The sequence below is a fragment of the Collimonas sp. GW821-FHT02H07 genome, assembly GCF_059421505.1.
Genome location: NZ_JBWKVC010000003.1, coordinates 306,849 through 328,745, shown reverse-complemented (window position 1 = coordinate 328,745; position 21,897 = coordinate 306,849). Strand labels below are relative to the sequence as shown.

At 59.7% G+C, this 21,897-nt stretch carries 17 protein-coding genes; all 17 read left to right on the top strand.

Features of this window, described 5'->3' with window-relative positions; all coding sequences use genetic code 11:
* Nucleotides 1-146 precede the first annotated feature (146 nt).
* The 17 genes from AC07V8_RS07525 (at nt 147) to AC07V8_RS07445 (ending at nt 21,871) form a co-directional block, all read left to right on the top strand.
* Nucleotides 147-1,277 carry an ABC transporter substrate-binding protein gene (locus AC07V8_RS07525; protein WP_494678981.1) on the top strand — a complete coding sequence of 377 codons (1,131 nt, stop codon included), beginning with the start codon at nt 147-149 and terminating at the stop codon, nt 1,275-1,277.
* Nucleotides 1,278-1,785: 508 nt separating this feature from the next.
* Nucleotides 1,786-2,256, top strand: coding sequence for a transposase (locus AC07V8_RS07520; protein ID WP_494678982.1), 471 nt, complete (start codon nt 1,786-1,788; stop codon nt 2,254-2,256).
* Nucleotides 2,257-2,704: 448 nt separating this feature from the next.
* Complete coding sequence (locus AC07V8_RS07515) at nt 2,705-4,360, top strand: glycosyltransferase (protein WP_494678983.1); 1,656 nt, start codon at nt 2,705-2,707, stop codon at nt 4,358-4,360.
* Nucleotides 4,361-4,427: 67 nt separating this feature from the next.
* On the top strand, nt 4,428-5,753 hold the full coding sequence (locus AC07V8_RS07510; protein ID WP_494678984.1) for a glycosyltransferase: 1,326 nt from the start codon (nt 4,428-4,430) through the stop codon (nt 5,751-5,753).
* The gene (locus AC07V8_RS07505) at nt 5,750-6,655 is read left to right on the top strand and encodes a class I SAM-dependent methyltransferase (RefSeq protein ID WP_494678985.1); all 906 of its coding nucleotides are present in this window, start codon (nt 5,750-5,752) and stop codon (nt 6,653-6,655) included. The genes AC07V8_RS07510 and AC07V8_RS07505 overlap by 4 nt, the downstream gene beginning before the upstream one ends.
* A gap of 19 nt (nt 6,656-6,674) precedes the next feature.
* Nucleotides 6,675-7,817: an acyltransferase family protein gene (locus tag AC07V8_RS07500; protein ID WP_494678986.1), complete on the top strand. Its 1,143-nt coding sequence runs from the start codon at nt 6,675-6,677 to the stop codon at nt 7,815-7,817.
* A gap of 88 nt (nt 7,818-7,905) precedes the next feature.
* Nucleotides 7,906-8,709 carry a class I SAM-dependent methyltransferase gene (locus tag AC07V8_RS07495; RefSeq protein WP_494678987.1) on the top strand — a complete coding sequence of 268 codons (804 nt, stop codon included), beginning with the start codon at nt 7,906-7,908 and terminating at the stop codon, nt 8,707-8,709.
* Nucleotides 8,710-8,760: 51 nt separating this feature from the next.
* Complete coding sequence (locus AC07V8_RS07490; RefSeq protein ID WP_494678988.1) at nt 8,761-9,702, top strand: GDP-mannose 4,6-dehydratase; 942 nt, start codon at nt 8,761-8,763, stop codon at nt 9,700-9,702.
* 41 nt (nt 9,703-9,743) lie between these two features.
* A complete protein-coding gene (locus AC07V8_RS07485) occupies nt 9,744-10,721 on the top strand; it encodes a GDP-mannose 4,6-dehydratase (RefSeq protein WP_494678989.1) in 978 nt (325 codons plus the stop codon).
* 12 nt (nt 10,722-10,733) lie between these two features.
* Nucleotides 10,734-12,215, top strand: coding sequence for a mannose-1-phosphate guanylyltransferase/mannose-6-phosphate isomerase (locus AC07V8_RS07480; protein ID WP_494678990.1), 1,482 nt, complete (start codon nt 10,734-10,736; stop codon nt 12,213-12,215).
* Between the two features lie 17 nt (nt 12,216-12,232).
* Nucleotides 12,233-13,054, top strand: a complete 822-nt coding sequence (locus tag AC07V8_RS07475) for an ABC transporter permease (protein WP_494678991.1) — start codon at nt 12,233-12,235, stop codon at nt 13,052-13,054.
* On the top strand, nt 13,054-14,310 hold the full coding sequence (locus AC07V8_RS07470; protein ID WP_494678992.1) for an ABC transporter ATP-binding protein: 1,257 nt from the start codon (nt 13,054-13,056) through the stop codon (nt 14,308-14,310). The genes AC07V8_RS07475 and AC07V8_RS07470 overlap by 1 nt, the downstream gene beginning before the upstream one ends.
* Nucleotides 14,307-15,707: a glycosyltransferase family 4 protein gene (locus AC07V8_RS07465; RefSeq protein WP_494678993.1), complete on the top strand. Its 1,401-nt coding sequence runs from the start codon at nt 14,307-14,309 to the stop codon at nt 15,705-15,707. The genes AC07V8_RS07470 and AC07V8_RS07465 overlap by 4 nt, the downstream gene beginning before the upstream one ends.
* On the top strand, nt 15,682-16,824 hold the full coding sequence (locus AC07V8_RS07460) for a glycosyltransferase family 4 protein (RefSeq protein ID WP_494678994.1): 1,143 nt from the start codon (nt 15,682-15,684) through the stop codon (nt 16,822-16,824). Before AC07V8_RS07465 ends, AC07V8_RS07460 begins: the two co-directional genes overlap by 26 nt.
* 126 nt (nt 16,825-16,950) lie before the next feature.
* Nucleotides 16,951-18,099, top strand: a complete 1,149-nt coding sequence (locus AC07V8_RS07455) for a glycosyltransferase family 4 protein (RefSeq protein WP_494678995.1) — start codon at nt 16,951-16,953, stop codon at nt 18,097-18,099.
* 154 nt (nt 18,100-18,253) lie between these two features.
* Entirely contained in the window at nt 18,254-20,074 is a 1,821-nt protein-coding gene (locus AC07V8_RS07450; RefSeq protein WP_494678996.1) for a GGDEF domain-containing protein, read from the top strand.
* Between the two features lie 45 nt (nt 20,075-20,119).
* A complete protein-coding gene (locus AC07V8_RS07445; RefSeq protein WP_494678997.1) occupies nt 20,120-21,871 on the top strand; it encodes a DUF885 domain-containing protein in 1,752 nt (583 codons plus the stop codon).
* Nucleotides 21,872-21,897 lie beyond the last annotated feature (26 nt).

Below are 21,897 nucleotides of genomic sequence, written 5' to 3'. Positions count from 1 at the left end.
CCTGATCTCGCGCTCATTTCGCAATACCAAGTAAATATCGGGCCCGCACAATTGCGGGCGCCGTTTTACGCGGCTTTTCGGTAGCGCTAACATCGGCTGGCCTTGCCGTCTCTATCAACTCAATTCCTGTGAAGGATCGGATTCCCATGCGCTTCAACAAAATACTTGTCCTCTCATCGCTGCTGCTGACGGCCGCCATCTGCCAGGCCGAAACCGGCGTCACCTCCAGCACCATTACCCTGGGACAGTCGGCAGCGTTTTCCGGTCCGGCGAAAGAACTGGGCAAGGGCATGCATGACGGCGCCCAGGCTTATTTCGATCAGGTCAACGCCAGCGGCGGCGTGTTCGGCCGCAAGATCGTCTTGAAAACCCTGGACGACGGCTACGAGCCGGACCGCGCCGCCGCGAATACCAAGCAATTCATCGAGCAGGATGAGGTGCTGGCCTTGTTCGGCTATGTCGGCACGCCGACTTCGAATGCTTCGATTCCGGCAGTCAGCAAAGCCAAGGTGCCGTTCTTCGCGCCGTTCAGCGGCGCGCAATCGTTGCGCGAACCGTTCAACCGCAACGTCTTCAATATCCGCGCCAGCTACTTCGTCGAAACCGAGAAGATCGTGCAGCAGATCTCGACCTTGTCGCTGAAGCGGATTGCCGTGTTTTACCAGAATGACGCCTACGGCAAGGCTGGGCTGGAAGGCGTCACGCGGGCCTTGAAGAAGCGCGGCATCGAAGTGGCCGCGCTCGGCACGGTAGAACGCAACAGCGTCGAGGTCGGCGAAGCCGTCGCCAAGATCCGCGCCGGCAAGCCGCAGACGGTGATCATGGTGTCGGCCTACAATTCCAGCGCAGCCTTCATCAAGGCCATGATCGCCGCCGGCAGCCCGCCCTCGTTCTGGAACATCTCCTTCGTCGGCAGCCAGCAGCTGGTGACCGCGCTCGGCAAGGATGCCAGCGGCGTGCAGATATCCCAGGTCATGCCGGCGCCGTGGGACGAAACCCATGCCATCGTCAAGGAGTACCGTAAATACTATCTGCAGGACGGCAAGAAGCAATGGGACTACGTCAGCATGGAAGGCTTCATCGCAGCCAAGGTGTTTGTCGAAGGCCTGCGCCGCGCCGGCAGCAACCTGTCGCGCGACAGTCTGATCCGGGCGCTGGAAACCGTCAGCCATTACGATGCCGGCGGCTATTTCATCACCTTCAGTCCAAGCAGCCACAACGGTTCGGAGTTCGTCGATCTGACCATGGTGGCAAAATCGGGCAGGTTCCTGCACTGAGATATAACCTTGCCTTGCTACCTGCCTGAGTATCTGATCTCGGCGGGCGGCAAGTTGTATGCCGATACGCTACCGGCGCCGCAGGGCGCCGTTTTTTTTGCTGGCGAGATGGGCAAAGCAAGGTGAATTGTTAACTTCGAATTATCGGATTGTGAAACATCGCGATTGGTTTTCTTGAAAACCCGACAGTCAAAAAATGTTATCCAAAAGAAATAGTTAAATCATTTAGTTTTCTTGTGGAAAGAATGATTGTGCATCTAACCCCATTTTAGGGTTAAATATCGTTAATTTATGTGAACTATAGTTAAAAATCCAATTTTTCAGTGGTTTCATAAGGCTCTTGCTTTTACTCTTTGTGTGTATGCAGCCGCTAAACTTAACAAACCGGTGAGCGCATAGCGACAGGGTTAACCGATTGAATATGATCTGGCGATTTTCGAAAGAAAAAGATTTGCCGAAAGACAAATCGCGCTACCTGATCCAAGTTCAACAATCAAAGAGTAGATAGATGCAGAAAATTAACCGCGTTCTTCGAGATGATCAATGGGAGAAACTGGAGCCTTTGCTGGTAGGGCGGCCAGGGGATTCCGGCATGTGCGGCCGCGACAATCGTCTGTTCATGGAGGCTGTGCTGTGGGTGGCGCTGAAAACCGGCACATGGAGCAACCTGGCGCCGGAATTCGGCCGCTGGAGGACCAGCTACATGCGCTTCCGGCGCTGGACCAAGGCCGATGTCTGGCGGCGCGTGGCCGAGAGCCTGGCCGATCACCATGAATTACAGGCGATCTTGCAGGCCATTATCGTGCTGGGCGACGAGCACACCCGTCTGAATACGGAAAGATCGATCAGGCGCGCCAATGTGAAAACCTATGGCCGCGCCCTCGCTTCGGCCACCGGCGCCGGCGCCAAGCCGGCACGCGGCGATGAACTGTCGTCATCGTGGGTATGGCTGGTGAGCAACGACGTCCAGACCAGCTGATCGCGCAGAAGACAACAATCCGCAACAAGCCCTAAGGCTGCCGGCGCCGGGTGGTATCTCCCTTGCGCCAGCGGCAGCCTGCGCATATTGGCCAATGATATTGTTCGTTGCGCCACGCCATTCTCCTTCCGCCCCAGCAATTCCAGCGTGTTTTTGTCTATGAATCCGGCAAAAAATTACCGTATCGGCAAGCCCTTCCATAATAGGGGCTACTCTCTAAAGCCCTTCCTCATTTGACTACCCCCGCGCGGGATCAGGTATCATCGCCCAAGGGGAGTGTTTGGCAGGAAACTTCTTGACGCATGGCAGCTTCTGCATTTTTCCCCACGATAAAAATGAATGGCCTCGACTACGAGGCTGAGACAGGTCTGAAGCGGCGCGACGGCAGGCGGTAAGTGGCCAAGGCAATGATTCGGACGATTAACATTCGATTAAAAGTACGATTTTGATGAATTTCATTCTGTATTCGGATATTGGCGAAAATACAATCAACAAAAGCCTTGGTTTGCCAGAGTACAGCTACTACTTTGTCTTGAAAGCTTTTCGCACCGTCTTGCAGGAGCTCGGCACAGTGACCGTGGTTCGGCAGCCGGAGACTGAAGTCGATCCACTGTTCGACGCCTGCCGCGATCGCGGCGAAGAATGCGTTTTCCTTTCCTTTTCCCCGCCCAACAAAACCTTGATCGACCTGCGCTGCCCGACCGTATCGGTGTTCGCCTGGGAATACAGCAACATTCCCGACGAGCAGTGGGATGAGGATGTGCGCAACGACTGGCGCAACGTGTTTGGCCGCCATGGCCGGGCGATCACCTTGTCCAGCTATACCGCGCGCATCGTCCGGGAAGCGATGGGGCCGGCGTTCCCGGTGCTGGCGGTGCCGGCGCCATTGTGGGAGCAGTTCGCCGCTCCGCGGGCGCGCTTCGGATCCAGCCTGCCGCCCGCTCAAAGCCAGCTGCAGGTGCGCGGCATCGTGATCGATAGCCATGTTCTGGGTTTGTCTGCCGACGGCCTGATCGCACATGTCACCTTCCCGCAGGCGTCGGACGAGCTCGATGCGCCCGATGAGTCCGATGAGGCGCCGCTGCCGCCGCCAGTCCAGCCGGAACCTGCGCCGGAAGCGGTCGCGCCGCCGCCCCAGCCTGAACCCGCGGCGCCGGCCAAGAACCTGCGCTATCGGCTGGCAGTGACCAAGCGCCATCTGCTGACCTGGTACCGGGAAGCGGTGCGCGACCTGCTGCCTTTATGGCTGGCCCGCGCGGTGGCGCTCAGCGGACGCAGCGGCAATACCGTTGCGCGCGCCGTCATGGGCTACGAGAGCCGCACGCTTGCGCCAGTGCAGCCCTTGCCGGCGGAGCCGCAGGCGCAGCAGCAAGCGGCGCCGGCCGCGCCGTCAGCGGCAGCAGCAGCCGTTGCGCCGGAGCCGCCGCAAGAGCCCGCGGTGAGCGTCAATCTGGAAGGGGTGGTCTACACCTCCATCCTCAGTCCCAAGGATGGCCGCAAGAACTGGTTCGACATGGTGACCGCGTTCTGCTGGACTTTCCGCGACGTCGAGGATGTGACGCTGGTGCTGAAGATGAATGAGCGCGATCTGTCGCTGTATCACAACACCCTGCTGACTTTGCTGTCGCAGCTGGCGCCGTTCAAGTGCCGGGTCCTGACCTTGCACGCCTATCTCGACGACGCCACCTATGAAGAACTGATAGGCGCCACCAGTTTTTACGTCAATACCTCCTTGTGCGAAGGCCTGTGCCTGCCGCTGATGGAATTCATGAGCTGCGGCAGGCCGGTCATCGCGCCGCGGCATACGGCGATGGAAGATTACATCGACGACGGCGCCGCCTTCATCGTCAAGTCCAGCCTCGAGCATAATGTCTGGCCGCATGATCCGCGCGACCTGTTCCGCACCCTGCGTTACCGCCTGGATTGGGAATCGATCTGCAACGGCTATGCGGAGAGCTATCAGATAGCGAAACAGCATCCGGAAAAATACCTGGCGATGGGCCGGCACGCTATCGCGCGCATGCAAGCGTACAGCGCGGGCGCGGTCGTCAAGGAACAGCTGCGCGACTTTTTCCAGCAAGAAGCTGTGGAGGAGCAGGCATGACGCTGTCCTCTTCACGCTGCGTCTGCGGCACCGTTCATCCCCGCTCTTACCTGACATCCGGCGCCAGATGATTATCATTATTTATTCCGAAACCAACTCCGGTTCGATTGCCTCGAACCTCGGCCTGCCTGAGTACAGCTACTACTTCGTGCTGAAGGAATTTCGCCCGGTGCTGGAGCAGCTCGGCATCGTGGTGACTGTCAGCGATCCCGCGCGCGAAGTCGACGACATCTACCGCAGCGCCGCCGCGCACGGTGAATCCTGCGTGTTCCTGTCGTTCTCGCCGCCGCATAAAACGGTGGTCGGCCTGGCCTGTCCGACTATTCCGGTGTTCGCATGGGAGTTCAGCACACTGCCGAACGAGGTCTGGTTTGGCGAGCCGCGCCATGACTGGCGCTATGTCTTCGACAAGGTCGGCAGCGCCATCACGCATTCGGTATTCACCGCGGATTCGGTGCGGCGCGCGATGACGCCGGCATTTCCGGTGGTCTCGATACCGGCGCCGGTATGGGACCGCTTTTCCGCGTTGCGCGAAAAGCTGTCGATCGCCAATCATCCCGACGGCGTCGACCTGCATGTTGCCGGCACCGTGGTCGATAGCCGCACGGTCGATCTTTCCCCCTACAGCGTGCCGCTGCGGCGCTTCCCCAAGCCGAACCTGGTGCGGCCGCCGGCGCTGGCCCGGCGCGAGCCGGTCAAGGTGCATATCGACGGCGTGGTATATACCTCGGTCTTCAACCCGTATGACGGCCGCAAGAACTGGTACGACATGATCAGCGCTTTTTGCTGGGCATTCCGCGATACCGAAGATGCCACGCTGGTGTTGAAGCTGACCCACCACGACGTCCGCATCGGCATCGACAATCTGCTGGAGAACGTCTACAAGCTGACGCCGTTCAAGTGCCGCGTGCTGCTGATCCACGGCTATCTGAGCGACGCCGACTACGAAAAACTGGTGTCCGCCACGACCTATGTACTGAATACCTCGCACGGCGAAGGCCAGTGCCTGCCGCTGATGGAGTTCATGTCTTGCGGCAAGCCGGCGATCGCACCGGTCAATACCGCAATGGCTGACTATATCGATCGCGACAACGCTTTCGTGCTGGACTCCAGCACAGAGCCGAGCCACTGGCCGCACGACCCGCGTCAGGCCTACCGGACTTTGCGCTACCGCATAGACTGGGGCACGCTGCTGGCCGCCTACAAGGACAGTTATCGCGTCGCCCGGCAAGATCCGCAAAGGTACTGGCAAATGGCGGAGCACGCGGTACAGAGCCTGCAGCAGCATTGCTCGCGCGCCGTGGTGAAGCAGCGCCTGGATGCCTTTCTTTCAGAGCGCCTCGCCAGGCACGCGCGCGATGCCGGCAAGACAGCGGACAAGGCCATCGCATGATGAAATTTCTTACCGATTGGCTGCGTCCGCCGAAAGCCGAGGCTGTTGAGCCGGCACGCAAGCAAGAAGCTGAGCCAGAAGCGCTGCCGGCGCCGGTGTCGCCGGAAGGCGTGGTCGATTCGCGCGTCTGCGGTTTTATCGACACCGTGCAAAGCGGCTGGTTTCAATCGGACAGCGGCGAGCTGCTGAAAGGATTTCCGATCACGCCTGCGGATGTCGTGCTCGATGTCGGCTGCGGCGAGGGCGGGGCGACCTTGTTCGCCGCGCGCTGCGGTGCGCATGTGATTTTTTCCGATACCGATGCCGACCAGGTGGCGCGGCTGGCCGCCAATGTGGCGAACAGCCCGGCGCGCGGCTATCAGGCCCTGGTCGGCGACACCAATCCGCTGCCGCTGGCGGATGGCAGCGTCAGCCGCGTCGTCGCCATGGAAATGCTGGAACATGTCGACGACCCGGCGCAAGTGCTGGCCGAACTGGTGCGCGTCGGACAGCCCGGAGCGCTATATCTGCTGACGGTGCCGGATCCGGTCGGCGAAGGTCTGCAGAAGCAGCTGGCGCCGCCGTCGCATTTCCAGAAGCCTAACCATATCCATGTTTTCGAACGCGACGCGTTCGCAAAGCTGGTGACCGACGCCGGCCTGGAAATCGAACAGCGGCATGCTTCCGGTTTTTTCTGGTCGATCTGGATGTGCCTGTACTGGGCCGATCAATCCGCCGCCGATAGCGCCGAAGGCGCAACCCGCGACAATATCAAGCCGCCTCATTCGCCGTTGCTCAATGAATGGGCAAACACCTGGTATCAATTGATTTCGTTGCCGGAGGGCGCCAGGATCAAGCAGTTATTGGATAGCGTCATGCCCAAGAGCCAGGCGATCATCGCCCGCAAGCCGCACCGTCGGTAACTATCGGAGCAGAGGGCACATGAATCATCGAATCAAGGATATCGAGCTGCTGCGCGGAATTGCGGTGCTTTTCGTTTTGTTCGAGCATACGCGTTTCAATCTGTTCGGGCAGCCAAGCGAGATTCTTGCATTCATCTATACCCATTTCGGATTCTGGAATGGCGTCGATCTGTTCTTTGCGATTTCCGGCTTCGTGATTGCCCGGGACTTGATCCCGCGCCTTGACCGCAGCGACAGCCGGGCTTCTTTTTTCTCCGTTGCCGCCAAGTTCTGGGTGCGGCGCGCCTGGCGCCTGTGGCCTACCGCGTGGCTTTGGCTGGCGCTGCTGTTGCTGGCGACAGTGGCGTTCAAGAAGTCGGGCATATTCAGTTCCCTGCAGGTGAATCTGGAGGGCAGCCTGGCAGGATTGCTGAACTATATGAATTTCCGCGTGATGCTGAAATTCGGCCACGATGAACTTGGTCCCACCACGCCGTACTGGAGCCTGTCGCTGGAAGAGCAGTTTTATCTGTTGCTGCCGCTGGCCGTGTTCCTCTGCCGCCGCTGGCTGTCAGGCGTGCTGATTGTCCTGGTTGTGCTGCAATTTTTTGCCAATCGCCACCAATCGCTGTTTTTGATGCTGGTGCGTTCCGACGCCTTGCTGCTGGGGGTGCTGCTGGCAATCTGGAGCAAACGCGGCAGTTACCGCAAGCTCGAACCGGTATTTTTGAAAGGCTGGAAATGGGCGCGCTTGCTGCCACTCTTGATCCTGGCGGCTTGCCTGGCAAAGATCGGATCGCCGCAATATCAGGAATTCCGTTTCTGGGTCGGAAGCGTCGCGCTGATATCGATTGTGCTGGTCTGGATCGCTTCGTATGACGCGGACTATCTGATGCCGGACAATCCTCTGAAGCGTCTCTTGTTGTGGGTCGGCAGCCGTTCCTACGCGCTGTACCTGACGCATATGCCGGCCTATCTCATGAGCCGTCAGATCTGGTTCTGGATTGCTCCCACCGATACCATTTTCGACCATACCTATAACGTCAGGCTGGCGTTGACGGCTGCAGTGCTGGTGGTGGCGTTCAGCGAGCTTAACTACCGCTTCATCGAGACTCCTTTGCGCGCGCGGGGCAAAAGAATTGCCGACGCGATGGGACAGTCCCGGCTCCAGTTGCAGACTTAGATCATAACGATGGAAGCAAGAAAATAGCATGCGAGACTTGATCAAAAGGCTTTTCGGCAGCGTTAAATCAGATGCCTCCGCGCAGGTAATGCCGGTAGCCGAAGCTGCGCCGCCGGCACCGACGCCGGCGCCAGCGGCGGCGGTCGATTCCTTTCATATCGGATTGCGCGATGCCCTGGCGAGCGGCTGGTATCTGCAGGAAAGCGATGAACTGTATCGCGGCTTTGTCATCAATGCGGAGGATGTGGTGCTGGATGCCGGTTGCGGCGACGGCGGCAATTCATTGTTTTGCGGCCATCGCGGCGCCCATGTGATCGTGGCCGACATCGACGCCGGCAAAGTCGAATTCACCAAGCAGCGCCTGACTGAAACCCCGGCTCGGATAGTGCAAGGCCTGGTCGGCGACGCCAATCCTTTTTTGCTGGAAGACGGCATCGCCAGCAAGGTGATCTGCATGGAGGTGCTTGAGCACGTCGACGATACGGCGCAGTTCCTGGGCGAACTGGTTCGGGTTGGCAAGGCGGGCGCGCATTACCTGTTGTCAGTACCGGATCCGGTGCAGGAGCACATGCAAAAGAAAGTGGCGCCGGCGTCGCATTTTGAAAAGCCGAACCACATCCGCATCATCGAGCGCGAGCAGTTTGAAAAGATGGTGACGGACGCCGGCCTGATCGTCGAACGCCACGATTACTACGCTTTCTACTGGTCGGTCTGGTGGCTGCTTTTCTGGGTCTGCAAGGTGGACCTGAGCAATGCGCATCATCCCTTGCTGGACAGCTGGGCGAAAACCTGGGAACTGCTGATGGACAGCCCGAACGGGGAACAGGTGCGGCAGGCCTTGAATGATTTCATGCCGAAAAGCCAGATCATTATTGCGCGCAAGCCAGGATGAAATGTGCGCGATGGCTTTAACCGAACAACCGCAGGAAAGGAGCGACCGCTTATGAAACGGCTATTCATCACCGGACAGTCAGGCTTTGTCGGCCTTGCCTTCGAGCGCCTGCGCGAACATCAGGTCGCGGCGCATGGCTGGCAACTGATATCCGCCGACAGCGCTTATGATCTGCTGGATCCGGCATCGCTGGACCGGGTGCTGCAACAGGCGCGTCCGGACGCTGTGATCCATCTCGCCGGCCAGACCTTTATCCCGGAAGCCTTCCGCGATCCGGCGCATACCCTGGACGTCAACCTGAAGGGCACGCTGAACCTGCTGCAGGCGCTGCAGCGCAACGGTTTCAGCGGCACTTTTCTCTATGTCAGTTCGGGCGACGTCTACGGGCGGGTCGATCCGGAACTGTTGCCGGTCAGCGAGCAGCAGCCGGCGCGTCCGCAAAATCCGTACGCGGTCAGCAAGGCGGCGGCGGAACTGCTTTGCTATCAATGGAGCTGCAATCTGCCGTGGCGCATCCTGGTGGCCCGGCCGTTCAATCATATCGGTCCTGGGCAGCGTGAAGATTTCGTGATCTCCAGCGTCGCCCGCCAGCTGGCGCGCATCAGGCTGGGGTTGCAAGAGCCGCGGATACTGGTCGGCGACGTTGACGTCAGCCGCGATTTCCTGGATGTGGAAGATGTCATTTCTGCCTATCTGGCCTTGCTCGCAAGCGGCCAGAACGGTGAAATCTACAACGTCTGCTCGGGCAAGGAATATCTGGTCCGCGACATGATCGCCAGCATGCTGTACCTGACCGAGACCGATGCAGCGATCGAGCAGGATCCGGCGCGTTTGCGGCCTTCGGACTTGCGCCGGGTAAAGGGCAGCAACCAGAAAATCACGCAGGCAACGGCATGGCAGCCAGCCATTCCCATGCAGCAGACTTTATTGAGCGTCCTGGCGGACTGGGATGCCAGGGTAGCCGCGGAGAGCGCAGCGCAAACGCGGTCGTGACCCACGAACAGATAAAAAACAGATATTTGGAGATACAGGCTATGACAAAGACAGCATTGATTACCGGCGTCACCGGACAAGACGGCGCTTACCTGGCCAAGCTGCTGCTTGACAAGGATTACAAGGTATACGGCCTGCTGGCAAGGCGCAGCAGCGACACATTATGGCGCTTGCGCGAGCTGGGAATCCTGGAGCGGCTGCAATTCATAGAAGGCGATCTGGCGGACGCCACTTCCGCCATACGCGCCGTGTGCCAGTCCCGTCCTGACGAAATCTATAACCTGGGTGCGCAAAGTTTTGTCGGCACCTCCTGGAACCAGCCGGTGGTGACCGGGATGGTGGATGGCCTGGGCGTTACCCACATGCTGGAAGCGATTCGCCAGTTCTGCCCGGCGGCGCGCTTCTACCAGGCATCCACCAGCGAAATGTTCGGCCTGATCCAGGCCCAGCACCAGGACGAAAACACGCCGTTCTACCCGCGCAGCCCGTATGGCGTCGCCAAGCTTTACGGCCACTGGATCACCGTCAATTATCGTGAAAGTTTCGGCCTGCACGCCTCCAGCGGCATCCTGTTCAATCATGAATCGCCTTTGCGCGGCATCGAATTCGTCACGCGCAAGGTGACCGACGCCGCGGCGCGCATCAAGCTCGGCAAGCAGCGCGAACTGCGGCTGGGCAATATCGACGCCAAGCGCGACTGGGGATTTGCCGGCGATTACGTGGAAGCGATGTGGCTGATGCTGCAACAGGAGCAGGCCGAGGACTACGTGATCGCCACCGGCGTCACCACCAGCGTGCGCGAGATGTGCCGGATTGCCTTCGCTCATCTCGGTCTGGATTATGAAGAGCACCTGGTGATCGACCCGCAGCTGTTCCGCCCGGCCGAAGTCGACGTCTTGCTCGGCAATCCGGCCAAGGCGCAGCGCAAGCTGGGCTGGAAGCCGAAGACCGGACTGGAACAATTGATACAGCAAATGGTTGACGCGGATATGCGCCGCCTGACCTCAGCTAAAGAATAAAGGGAGACCAAGATGCGTACGCCAGAACCGGGTATTCCATTGACAGCGACGGCAGTGATCGTGCCGGTGGTCCTTTCCGGCGGCGCCGGCACGCGCTTGTGGCCGGTTTCGCGGGAAGGGCATCCGAAGCCCTTCATCAAGCTCCCGGACGGCAAAAGCTTGCTGCAGAAAACCTATCAGCGGGTGGCCCAGTTAGGCATCCGCGGCGACATCCTGAGCGTGACGAATCGCGATTATTATTTCCAGAGCAAGGACGAATTCATCTCGGCCGACCTGGGAATCCATCATCGCCCGCATTTCATGCTGGAACCCGCCGGCCGCAATACGGCGCCGGCCATCGCGGCGGCGGCAGTGTCCCTGCGCGCCTTGCATGGCGATAACACCATCATGGTGGTGATGCCGGCGGATCACCTGATCAAGGACGTCGAATGCTTCGCCGAAGCGGTGCGGCATGCCGTGGAAGTCGCCAAGCAAGGCTACCTGGTGACCTTCGGCGTGCGGCCGCTGACGCCGGAAACCGGCTTTGGCTATATCGAATGCGGCGCCGAGATCGACAGCGCCGGCGCTGCGCAGGTAAAGCGTTTCATCGAAAAACCGGATGCCGAGCGCGCCGCCGGCTTTGTTGGCAGTGGCAAGCATCTGTGGAATGCCGGCATTTTCTGTTTCTCGGTGTCGGCCTTTCTGGCCGAACTGGAAAAGCATGCTCCCGAGATCCTGGCGGCGGCCAGCGCCTGCATCGAGGCCAGTCCGGCCGGTCCGTCGGCCGGCGTCCTGCTGCAGGAACTGGACAGCGCAAGCTTCATGGCGATGCAAGACATCTCGATCGACTATGCGGTGCTGGAACGCTCCGACAAGGTGGCGGTGATACCGGCCGGCTTCGACTGGAACGATATCGGTTCCTGGGGCGCCTTGCGGCAGCTGGTGGAGCCGGACGAACAGGAAAACCGGGTGCTGGGCGAGGCGGTGCTGATCGACAGCAAGAACAATTACATCTATTCGGAACAACGCCTGGTGGCGACTGTCGGCGTCAACAACCTGATCGTGGTGGACACGCCCGACGCCTTGCTGATCGCCCATCCCGATCACGTGCAGAACGTGAAGAAGGTGGTGCAGCAGCTCAAGAGCAGCGAGCACGATACCTATAAGCTGCATCGCACCGTGTTCCGCCCATGGGGCAGCTATACCTTGCTGGAGCAGGGGCCCAACTTCAAGATCAAGCGCATCGTGGTCAAGCAGGGCGCATCGCTGTCGCTGCAGATGCATCATCACCGCAGCGAGCACTGGGTGGTGGTGCACGGCATGGCCAAGGTGGTCAACGGCGACCGCGAAATCTACGTCAACACCAACGAGTCGACCTATATCCCCGCCGGCACCAGGCATCGCCTTGAAAACCCTGGCTTGCTGGAGCTGGTCATGATCGAAGTGCAGAGCGGCGCCTATCTGGGCGAAGACGATATCGTGCGCTTTGACGACAAGTATGGCAGGTGCAAATAGTGCAGAAAGTGCAGAAAATGCTGACCATCATGCAGAAGAGCAAGGCGCAAACCTTGTTGCGTTCGATCTGGCACTATCGCGGCTTCATTGCCGGCAGCGTCAGGCGCGAGTTCCAGTCGCGCTATCGCAATTCAATGCTGGGCGCCGCCTGGATGGTGCTCAATCCGCTGGCCATGATCGTGGTCTATACGGTGATTTTTTCGCAGCTCATGCATGCGCGCCTGCCGAATGCCGGCAGCCAGTTCGCCTACGGGATTTATCTTTGCGCAGGCTTGCTGACGTGGGGATTTTTTACCGAGACGGTATCGCGCATGCAGAACGTGTTCCTGGAAAATGGCAACATGATCAAGAAGCTCAATTTTCCGCGCATCTGCCTGCCTATCATTACGGTGCTGAACGCGGGCTTGAATTTCTCCATCATCTTCGCCCTGTTCCTTGGCTTCTTGCTGGTCTCCGGCAATTTCCCGGGCTGGGTCTTTTTCGCGATGCTGCCGCTGCTGCTGATACAGGTGCTGTTTTCGGTCGGCCTCGGCATTGTGCTCGGCGTGCTGAACGTCTTCTTCCGCGATATCGGCCAGCTGTTCGGCATCGTGCTGCAGTTCTGGTTCTGGTTTACGCCGATCGTCTATACGGTGTCGACCCTGCCCGCCGGCGTGCAGACCTTGCTCAAATTTAATCCGATGAGCGCGCTGATCGTCGCCTACCAGGGTATTTTCATCAGCGCTGCATGGCCGCATTGGAGCGACCTGTGGGCGGTTGCCTTGCTGAGCGTTGCCCTGTGTATTTTCGGGATGTTGCTGTTTCGCAGGCACGCGGGTGAAATGGTGGATGAACTCTGATGGGTAAAGTGACGGTTAAAGGGCTCGGCAAGGCCTACAAGACATATGACGGCCGCTGGGCTCGCCTGGCCGAATGGATTTCGCCGTTTTCCAGGGTGCGGCACCAATTGCACTGGGTCTTGCAGGACATCGATTTCCAGCTGGCGGCCGGCGAAGCGGTCGGCATTGTCGGCATCAACGGCGCCGGCAAAAGCACTTTGCTGAAGCTGATTGCCGGTACTACCCAGGCGAGCGCGGGCACTATCGATATCCAGGGGCGGGTGGCGGCGCTGCTGGAACTCGGCATGGGTTTCCATCCCGATTTTACCGGCAGGCAGAACGCGATCATGGCCGGCCAGCTGCAAGGCTTGCGGAACGACGAAATAACGGCCTTGATGCCGGCAATAGAGGCATTCGCCGAGATTGGCGAATACATCGACCAGCCGGTGCGCACCTATTCGAGCGGCATGCAGATGCGGCTGGCGTTCAGCGTCGCCACGGCCAGCCGGCCGGACGTGCTGATTGTCGATGAAGCCTTGTCCGTCGGCGACGCCTATTTCCAGCACAAGAGCTTTGAGCGGATCCGCGAATTCCGGCGCGCCGGAACCACCTTGCTGATCGTCTCGCATGACCGTTATGCGATCCAGACCATTTGCGACCGCGCCATCCTGCTCAATCGCGGCCGCCTGGAAATGCAGGGCGATCCGGTGGACGTCATGGATTTTTACAATGCCATGCTGGCCGAGCGCGAACAGCAGACCGTGCGCCAGGAACGTCTCGAAGACGGCAGGTTAAGAACGATTTCCGGCACCGGCGAAGCCAGCATCGCGTCGGTGAATCTGCTGGATGACGCCGGCAAGCGGATCGATGTGGTGGAAGTCGGCGCCTACGCCACGCTGGAAGTACGGGTTGCGATCAATGCTGAAGTGCCGCGCCTGGTGATGGGTTACATGATCAAGGACAAGCTCGGGCAGTCGATCTTCGGCATCAACACGCACCGGCTCGAGATGCCGCAGACCGACTTGCAGCCCGGCGAAAACGTCATATACCGCTGCCGTTTCCCGATGAACCTGGGCAAGGGCAGTTACTCGATCGCCATTTCCTTGTCGCGGCTGGATTCCCATCTCGACACCAACTATGAGTGGCGCGACTACAGCGTGATTTTTCATGTGATCAATACCCGCCATCCCGATTTTGTCGGCTGCGCATTCCTGGACGCGGAGATTGCGGTTGAACGGTCGTCTGGAAGCATGCGCCCGGATGGAGTGGCGGCATGAGCAGACTGCTGATCGAATGTACCTATGTGTTCCATCATCCTGAAATGAATTCAGGGATACAGCGCGTGGTGCGCAATATCATCAATCATCTGCCGGCAGTGCAAGATGAAGCGGTATGCATTCCCGTCATCTTCAAGCAGGGGAAAATACTCGAAGTCACGCAGCTGACGCCCACGCATTCCGACGAGTGGCGCAGCCGCGTGCAGAAAAAACTGGAGAAGGTGGCGCAGAAGCTGGTGCAGGTGCGCAACCGTTACTGGCTGATCCACTCGCGCCTGTTGCGCTTCTGGCCATGGCGGGCATCGCATAACGTAAAGCGGGTGACATACGTGCTATGCCGTCTGCTCAGTTTCTCATTCATGCTGCCCCTGTATCTGACCGAGAAGATCCTGGAAAACATCGAACTGCAGCCGCGCGCTGTTGAAATGGCATGCCGCGCCGACGATATCCTGGTGCTGCTCGATTCCTCCTGGCATGCCGATTTTTTCCCGGTGGCGGAAAAGCTGCAGCGGCAGGGCGTCTCCATCGTATCGGTCATCTACGATCTGATTCCCTTGACCCACCCGCAATTTTGCGATGGTCCGCTGGTGCAGGTATTCGATCGCTGGTTTGAATGGATCGCCAATACCGCCAACGGCTTCATCGCCATATCCGGCACCATTCGCGACGAAGTGCATGCCGAGGTGCGGCGGCGGCTCGGAAGCGAGCAGGCCCGCGGCCGCTGGTTCGATTTTTTTCACCTGGGTTCCGAGCTCGACCAGGTTGACGCCGGCAAAGCGGTGCGTCCGGCGGTACAAAAACTGTTCTCGTCCGGCCGTTCTGTCTACCTGATGGTCAGCACCATTGAGCCGCGCAAGAACCACGCCTATTTGCTGGATGCCTTTGACCAGTTGTGGGAAGAGGGCAGCGACGCGGTCCTGTGTTTTATCGGACGCATCGGCTGGAAAAATGAGCGCCTGATCGAACGCGTAAGGAAGCATCCGGAATTGAAGCGGCGGCTGTACATGTTCAACGATCTTGACGACGCCGAGCTGGAGCATGCCTATAGCCATGCGAAAGTGCTGGTCTTTCCATCGTTCGTGGAAGGTTTCGGTTTGCCCTTGGTGGAAGCCATGCAGCGCGGTTTGCCGGTGATGGCCAGCGACATTCCTGTTTTCCACGAGATCGGCGGCGACTTCATCAGTTATTTCGATTTGCATCAGCCGCAATCGCTAGGCCGGCAAGTCACGCAATTTGAAGACAGCGGCATCTTTCCGGCATTGCAGGAAATGAAGGACTGGTCCTGGCTCAGCTGGGAAGATTCGGCGCGGCAGCTGGTGCAGCGCGTTCTGCAGCAGGTGAAAACCCAAAAGCATGTGCAAAGCGCCTGTGATGAAACTGACCATTGCACTGAATAGCAAGGTGCTGCTGGCGCCTCGCACCGGCATCGGCAACTATGTTGCCGAGCTGGCGCAGGCCTTGCAGCAGCACCCTGAGCTGGAAATGCAGTATTTTTACGGCGCCGGCTGGCGACCTGCGCTGGCCGCCGCAGCCATGCCTGGATATGCGCGCTGGGCCGGCGCCGCCAAGCGGCTGCTGCCGGCTGCCTACCGGATGCGGCGGCTGCTTGAGCAGCGCTGCTTCGACCGCGGCGCACGCAGGATCCGTCCGCATGTTTATCATGAGCCGACCCTGTGGCCGCTGGATTTTTCCGGACCGACCGTGATGACCGTGCACGATCTGACGCATGTTCATTATCCGCAGACCCAGCCGCAAGACCGCTTGAAGGAAATTGAAAGGCGCTTGCCGTCTGCGGTGGCGCAGGCCAGCCGGATACTGGTCGACTCCGCCTATATCGGCGCAGAGCTCAGGCAGCAGTTCAGCCTGCCGCCGGAGAAGGTGGTGCTGGCGCCGCTGGCCTGTTCTGACATTTTCCAGCCGCGCGATGAACGCGAACTGCTGCCGCGCCTGAAAGCAATGGGCCTGGCTTATCGCCGCTTCATTCTTTCTGTCGGGACGCTGGAGCCGCGCAAGAACCTGCTGTTGACGCTCAAGGCGCATGCGCGCCTGCCGCCGCCGCTGCGCGCGCGTTATCCTCTGTTGGTGGTCGGCATGGCGGGTTGGCAGGCGGATGAACTGAAGGGGGCGCTGGGGCAGGCGGTGAGTGCCGGCCATGTACGTTTTGCGGGTTATCTGGATCAGGCCGATCTGGCTTGCGTCACGGCAGCCGCCAGGATCATGGTGTTTCCTTCGCTGTACGAGGGCTTCGGCCTGCCCTTGCTGGAAGCCATGGCCAGCGGTACGCCGGTGATCGCATCGGATTGCGCCAGCCTGCCTGAAGTTGCGGCCGCGGCCGGTACCTATGTCCATCCCCAGGATGACATCGCCCTGACTGAACAGATGCGGCGCTTGATGGAAGATGACGCGCTCTGGACGGAACGGCGCGGCGCTGGCCTGCTGCGCTCGCAGGAGTTTTCCTGGGCAAGATGCGCGGCGATCACCGCCGAGGTGTATCGGCAAGCAGCAAACAGTTAAATAACATTTGTAGACATTAAATAACATTAAAAGATATAGACTGGCGCTGAGACCGGCAGTTGACGTTAACAGAAAACTGCCCTTCGCGTTGCAACAGATGAGGCGGCAGAATGAAAAGAGGATGCAATGCGAGTTCTTCATTTTTACAAGACTTATCAATCTGAATCGTACGGCGGCATCGAGCAGACCATATTCCAGCTGTGTAAATGCTCGCCTGCCAGCGGCATTGAAAGCGAAGTGCTGACCCTGAGCGAAGCGCCGGATCCGGCCGAACTGCAATTTCACGGACACACCGTGCATCGGGTCAAGCTGGACTTGCAGATTGCTTCCACCGGCTTTTCCCTGTCCGCCATCAGGCGCTTCGCGCAGCTGGCGGAGGATTTCGATCTGGTGCACTATCATTTCCCCTGGCCGTTCATGGACCTGGCCCATTTTGTCACGCGCATGAACAAGCCGAGCGTGGTCACCTATCACTCCGATATCGTGCGCTACAAGGTGCTGCTGCAGCTGTACCGGCCCTTGATGCATCGCTTCCTGAGCAGCGTCGATGCTGTCGTGGCGACTTCGCCTAACTACCTGCAAACCAGTTCGGTGCTGGCCGGCTACAGGGAAAAAACCCAGGTCATTCCTATCGGCCTCGATAAAAACAGCTATCCGACGCCGTCGGACTCCGTAACGGAGCAATGGCAACAGCGCATAGGCGGCCGTTTCTTCCTGTTCGTCGGCGCCATCCGCTACTACAAAGGCTTGCACATCCTGCTGGACGCAGCGCGCGGCACCGACTATCCGATCGTGATCGTCGGCGCCGGTCCGATCGAACAGGAACTCAAGCAGCGCGCCGCCGAGCAGGGCTTGAGCAATGTGATATTCCTGGGCATCGTCAGCGATGAGGACAAGGTCGCGTTGCTGCAGCAATGCTATGCGCTGGTCTTTCCATCGCACCTGCGTTCGGAAGCCTTCGGCATCTCCCTGCTGGAAGGGGCGATGTACGGCAAGCCGATGATTTCCAGCGAGATCGGCACCGGCACCAGTTATATCAACAACCACGGCGAAACCGGCATCGTGGTTCCACCCAGCGATCCCGACGCGTTCAGGGCGGCCATGCAACGCTTATGGGATAACCCGGACCAGGCGCAGGCGATGGGAACGCGTGCGCAGGCACGCTACCAGAAATTGTTTACCGCGCGGGTGATGGGTGAAAGTTATGCCTCGCTATATCGCGATGTGCTGGCGATGCGCGGCGTGACGGAGCAGCCCGCCGGCCTGGGCGCCTGAGCCCACGGCCGGATCCCATCTTGGGATTTTAGCGTTTTGTGATACGATCATTTAATAGATAAGCTATTGATTATATTTTTCAAATAGCGTTTAACTATTAAAAACTATAGATTACATTCACACCGGATTTTTGCGGGTGCGGGTGTCGTTTCGTATGTCGCTAAATCGCTTATTCGGGATCATTTCCCTGCTGCTGATGTTGCTGTTCCTGGCCCTCGCCGGCAAAATTGTCGACAGCGAGTGGACTGTGTATGAGCGCAGTACGAAAAGCATTCCGGTCATCAGAAAACTGCATCTGGCGCTGCAGGCGGAAGAAAAGCTGGTCATCGAGCGCGGGGCCACCAATCTGCTGCTCCAGCAAGATTTGCAGGACGGAGAAGCGGTGCGCGCCAGGCTGGCGCCGGCGCGTGCCGCCAGTGACCACGCGCTACGCAACCTGCGGCTGGTTTTGCGGGAGCAGGCCAGTCCCTGGCTGGCGCCGGTGATGGCGAACGTGCTGCTGACAGAGCAGTCGCTCGCTGCTGCGCGCCAGGATGTCGACTTGCTGGCGGCTAAGCCAAAAGCGCAGCGCGATCCGGAAACGGTCGCTGTCGCCACCGGCATGGTCATGAACACGATGGATGTTTTTGCGCCGGCCATTGCCGCTCTTGCCAGCGTCGCCATTCAGTCGGATCGGCAACTTCATGACGGCGTGGCCAGCGCGCAGCTGGCTTCGAGCCTGCGCGATGTCGCCGGCCAGATGGTCTCGACCCTGGCCGCGCCGATTGTCGCCCGCCGGCCGCTGACGGTGCAGGAAAGGTATACCTTCGTTAAGCTCTCCGGGCAGGCCGACCAGCTGTATGCCGTGATTGAACTGCAGCTGCGCGGCTACAGCTACAAGCCGGAGTTCAAGGCGGCGCTGCAGATCATTCGCGATCATTCCCTGGGCGAGGGGCTCGATTTCCTGACGAATCTGTTCATCACTGGACGCAGTTCGGGAAACTATGGCCTGAGTTCGGATGAAATGGTCGCCAGCTACGTGCCGAGGATGGCGGCGATTCCCGGCCTGCGCGATCTGATCGTCGCCGACATGATCCGCGAAGCAGAACAGCGCAACCTGCGGGCGCGTAATTTCTTGCTGGCGACAGTCGGCCTGGCGCTTCTGGCCCTGGGCATTTTCGTGCTGCTGCTGCGCGTGATACGGCGGCGCGTCCTGAGGCCGATCATCGACGCCACCGATGTATTCGTTTCCCTGGCCAACGAACCCCTGACTACTGCCATCCCGACGCCGTACTACGACGATGAAATCGGCGACATGATGCGCGCGATCCATGTACTGAAGGCGCATAGCCAGGAACGAATCTGCCTGGAAAAAGAACGCGAAGAGATGATCTCTCAGCTGCAGGCCGCCTCCGACACGGATTTCCTCACCGGCCTGTTAAACCGGCGCGCTTTTTTTTCCCACGGGGAACACCAGTTCGGCGTCGCCCAGCGTTACCGGCGACAGCTGAGCCTGATCCTGATGGATGTCGATCACTTCAAGGCCGTCAACGACCGGCATGGCCATCATGCCGGCGATCAGGTGCTGTGCAAGGTGGCGGAGCTGAGCGGGCGCTGCCGGCGCAAGGTTGACCTGCTGGCGCGTTACGGCGGCGAAGAGTTCTTGCTGATGCTGCCTGAAATCGACCTGGAGCACGGGCGCGCCGTTGCAGAGAAACTGCGCGGCGAAATCGAAGCCTGTCATTTCCAGCTGGAGGGGGGCGTGTCCATCAAGATCACCGCCAGTTTCGGCGTGGTCGCTTTTGATCATGACGATACGCTGGAAAACCTGATCGTGCGGGCCGACCAGGCCTTGTACAAAGCCAAGGATGGCGGCCGCAACATGGTCACGGCCTTGCCGCGCGAGCCCGGGCAGGGCGCTCGCGGCAGCGCTCGGGATGGCCGTGACCGGGGCCGCGAGGGCGCGCAAAGGAAAGGTGTTGAGGATTTCCATTGAGAAATGAATCCGGCTAGAATGACGGGCTAATCTCCGGAGACATGCATGCATAAAATCCTTTTTGTCCTTGCTCTTTTACTGGCGCCGTTCAGCAACGCGGCGACCCCTGGTCAACAGCTCAACACACTATTCGACAGCGACTGGCAATGGAGCCTGCGCAATGCGCCGGAGATGGCGACAGCAGTCGGCGACAACCGCTATAACGACCGCCTGTCGGATGCTTCGCCGGCCGCCAGCCTGGCCGCCAACGCCCATCAGGAACAGATGCTGGCGCAAGCCAGGCGCATCGACCGCAGCAAGCTGCGCGGCCAGGACCTGCTCTCCTATGATTTGTTTGTCTACGAGAAGCAAAAGAATATCCGGGCCGCCGGGTTCTATCCCTACGACCCCTCGCCGCTGACGCAGTTGAGCGGCGTCCAGTTCGCTTTCCCGCAGCTGGTGGCGCAGACGCCGTTCAACAACGCCAAGGATTACCGCAACTACCTGGCGCGTCTGCGGGCGCTGCCTAAGTACGTCGACGGCGTGATCGCGCAATTGCAGCAAGGCGTCAAATCCGGCTGGGTAGCGCCCAAGGCGACCATGGGCGTGGTGCCTGGGCAGTTGCAGGAATTCGTCGCCAAGCTGGATAGCAGTCCGCTGGCAGCGCCGTTCAAGGACATGCCGGCGGCTATCCCGGCGGCGCAGCGCACGCAGCTGGCACGCCAGGGGCAACTGCTGTTGCAGCAGGGTGTCGCGCCGGCTTTCCGCAAGCTCGATGCGTACATCAGCAACACCTATCTGCCGGCCTGCCGCGACAGCATTGCCGCGTCCAGCCTCCCCGGCGGCGCCGCTTACTATGCCTACAAGGTCAAGGAAAACACCACCACCGGCATGACGCCGCAGGAAATCCACCAGGTCGGCCTGGAGGAAGTGGCGCGGATCCAGGCGGAAATGAAGCTGGTGATGCAGCAGACTGGATTTACCGGTACGTTCGCGGAATTCATCACCTTTCTGAATACCGATCCGCGTTTTTATTTCACCAAGCGGGAAGACCTGCTGGCCGGCTACAAGGACATCATCAAGAAATCGTCGGCGCAGTTGCCGCGCTTCTTTGCCGACATCCCCAAGGCGCCGGTCGATGTCAAGGCGGTGCCTGACGTCGGTGCGGAAAACCAGGCCGGCGCCTATTACGAGCCTGGCACGCCTGACGGTTCGCGCCCGGGCTATTTCTTCGCCAACCTGTCGAAGCTCGAGACCCGGCCGAAATGGGAAATGGAAACCCTGACCTTGCACGAGTCGATCCCGGGCCACCATCTGCAGACTGCACGGGCGCAGGAAATCAAGGGCTTGCCGGCGTTCCGCCGCTTCGGCTGGTATGTCGCTTTCGGCGAGGGCTGGGCGCTGTACGCGGAAAGTCTGGGCGGCGAAATGGGCTTCTATACCGATCCCTACTCGAAATTCGGCCACCTCAACGACGAGCTGTTCCGCGCTGCGCGGCTGGTGGTCGATACCGGCATGCATGCCTTGGGCTGGACGCGCCAGCAGGCGATCGACTACATGAACGTGAACACGGCCAACCCGCCGCACGACAACCAGGTTGAAATCGACCGCTACATCGTCGATCCGGGCCAGGCCCTGGGCTACAAGATCGGCCAGCTGAAGATCAAGGCGCTGCGTGAAAAGGCGCAAGCGGCACTGGGCGACAAGTTCGATTTGCGGCGCTTCAACAATGCGGTGATCGACAACGGCGCCTTGCCGCTGGAGATGCTGGAGACGCAGATCGACGGCTGGATCGCACAGCAAGCCAAGGCCGGATAATTTTTTGATGGCCCCGGCCGGGGCCG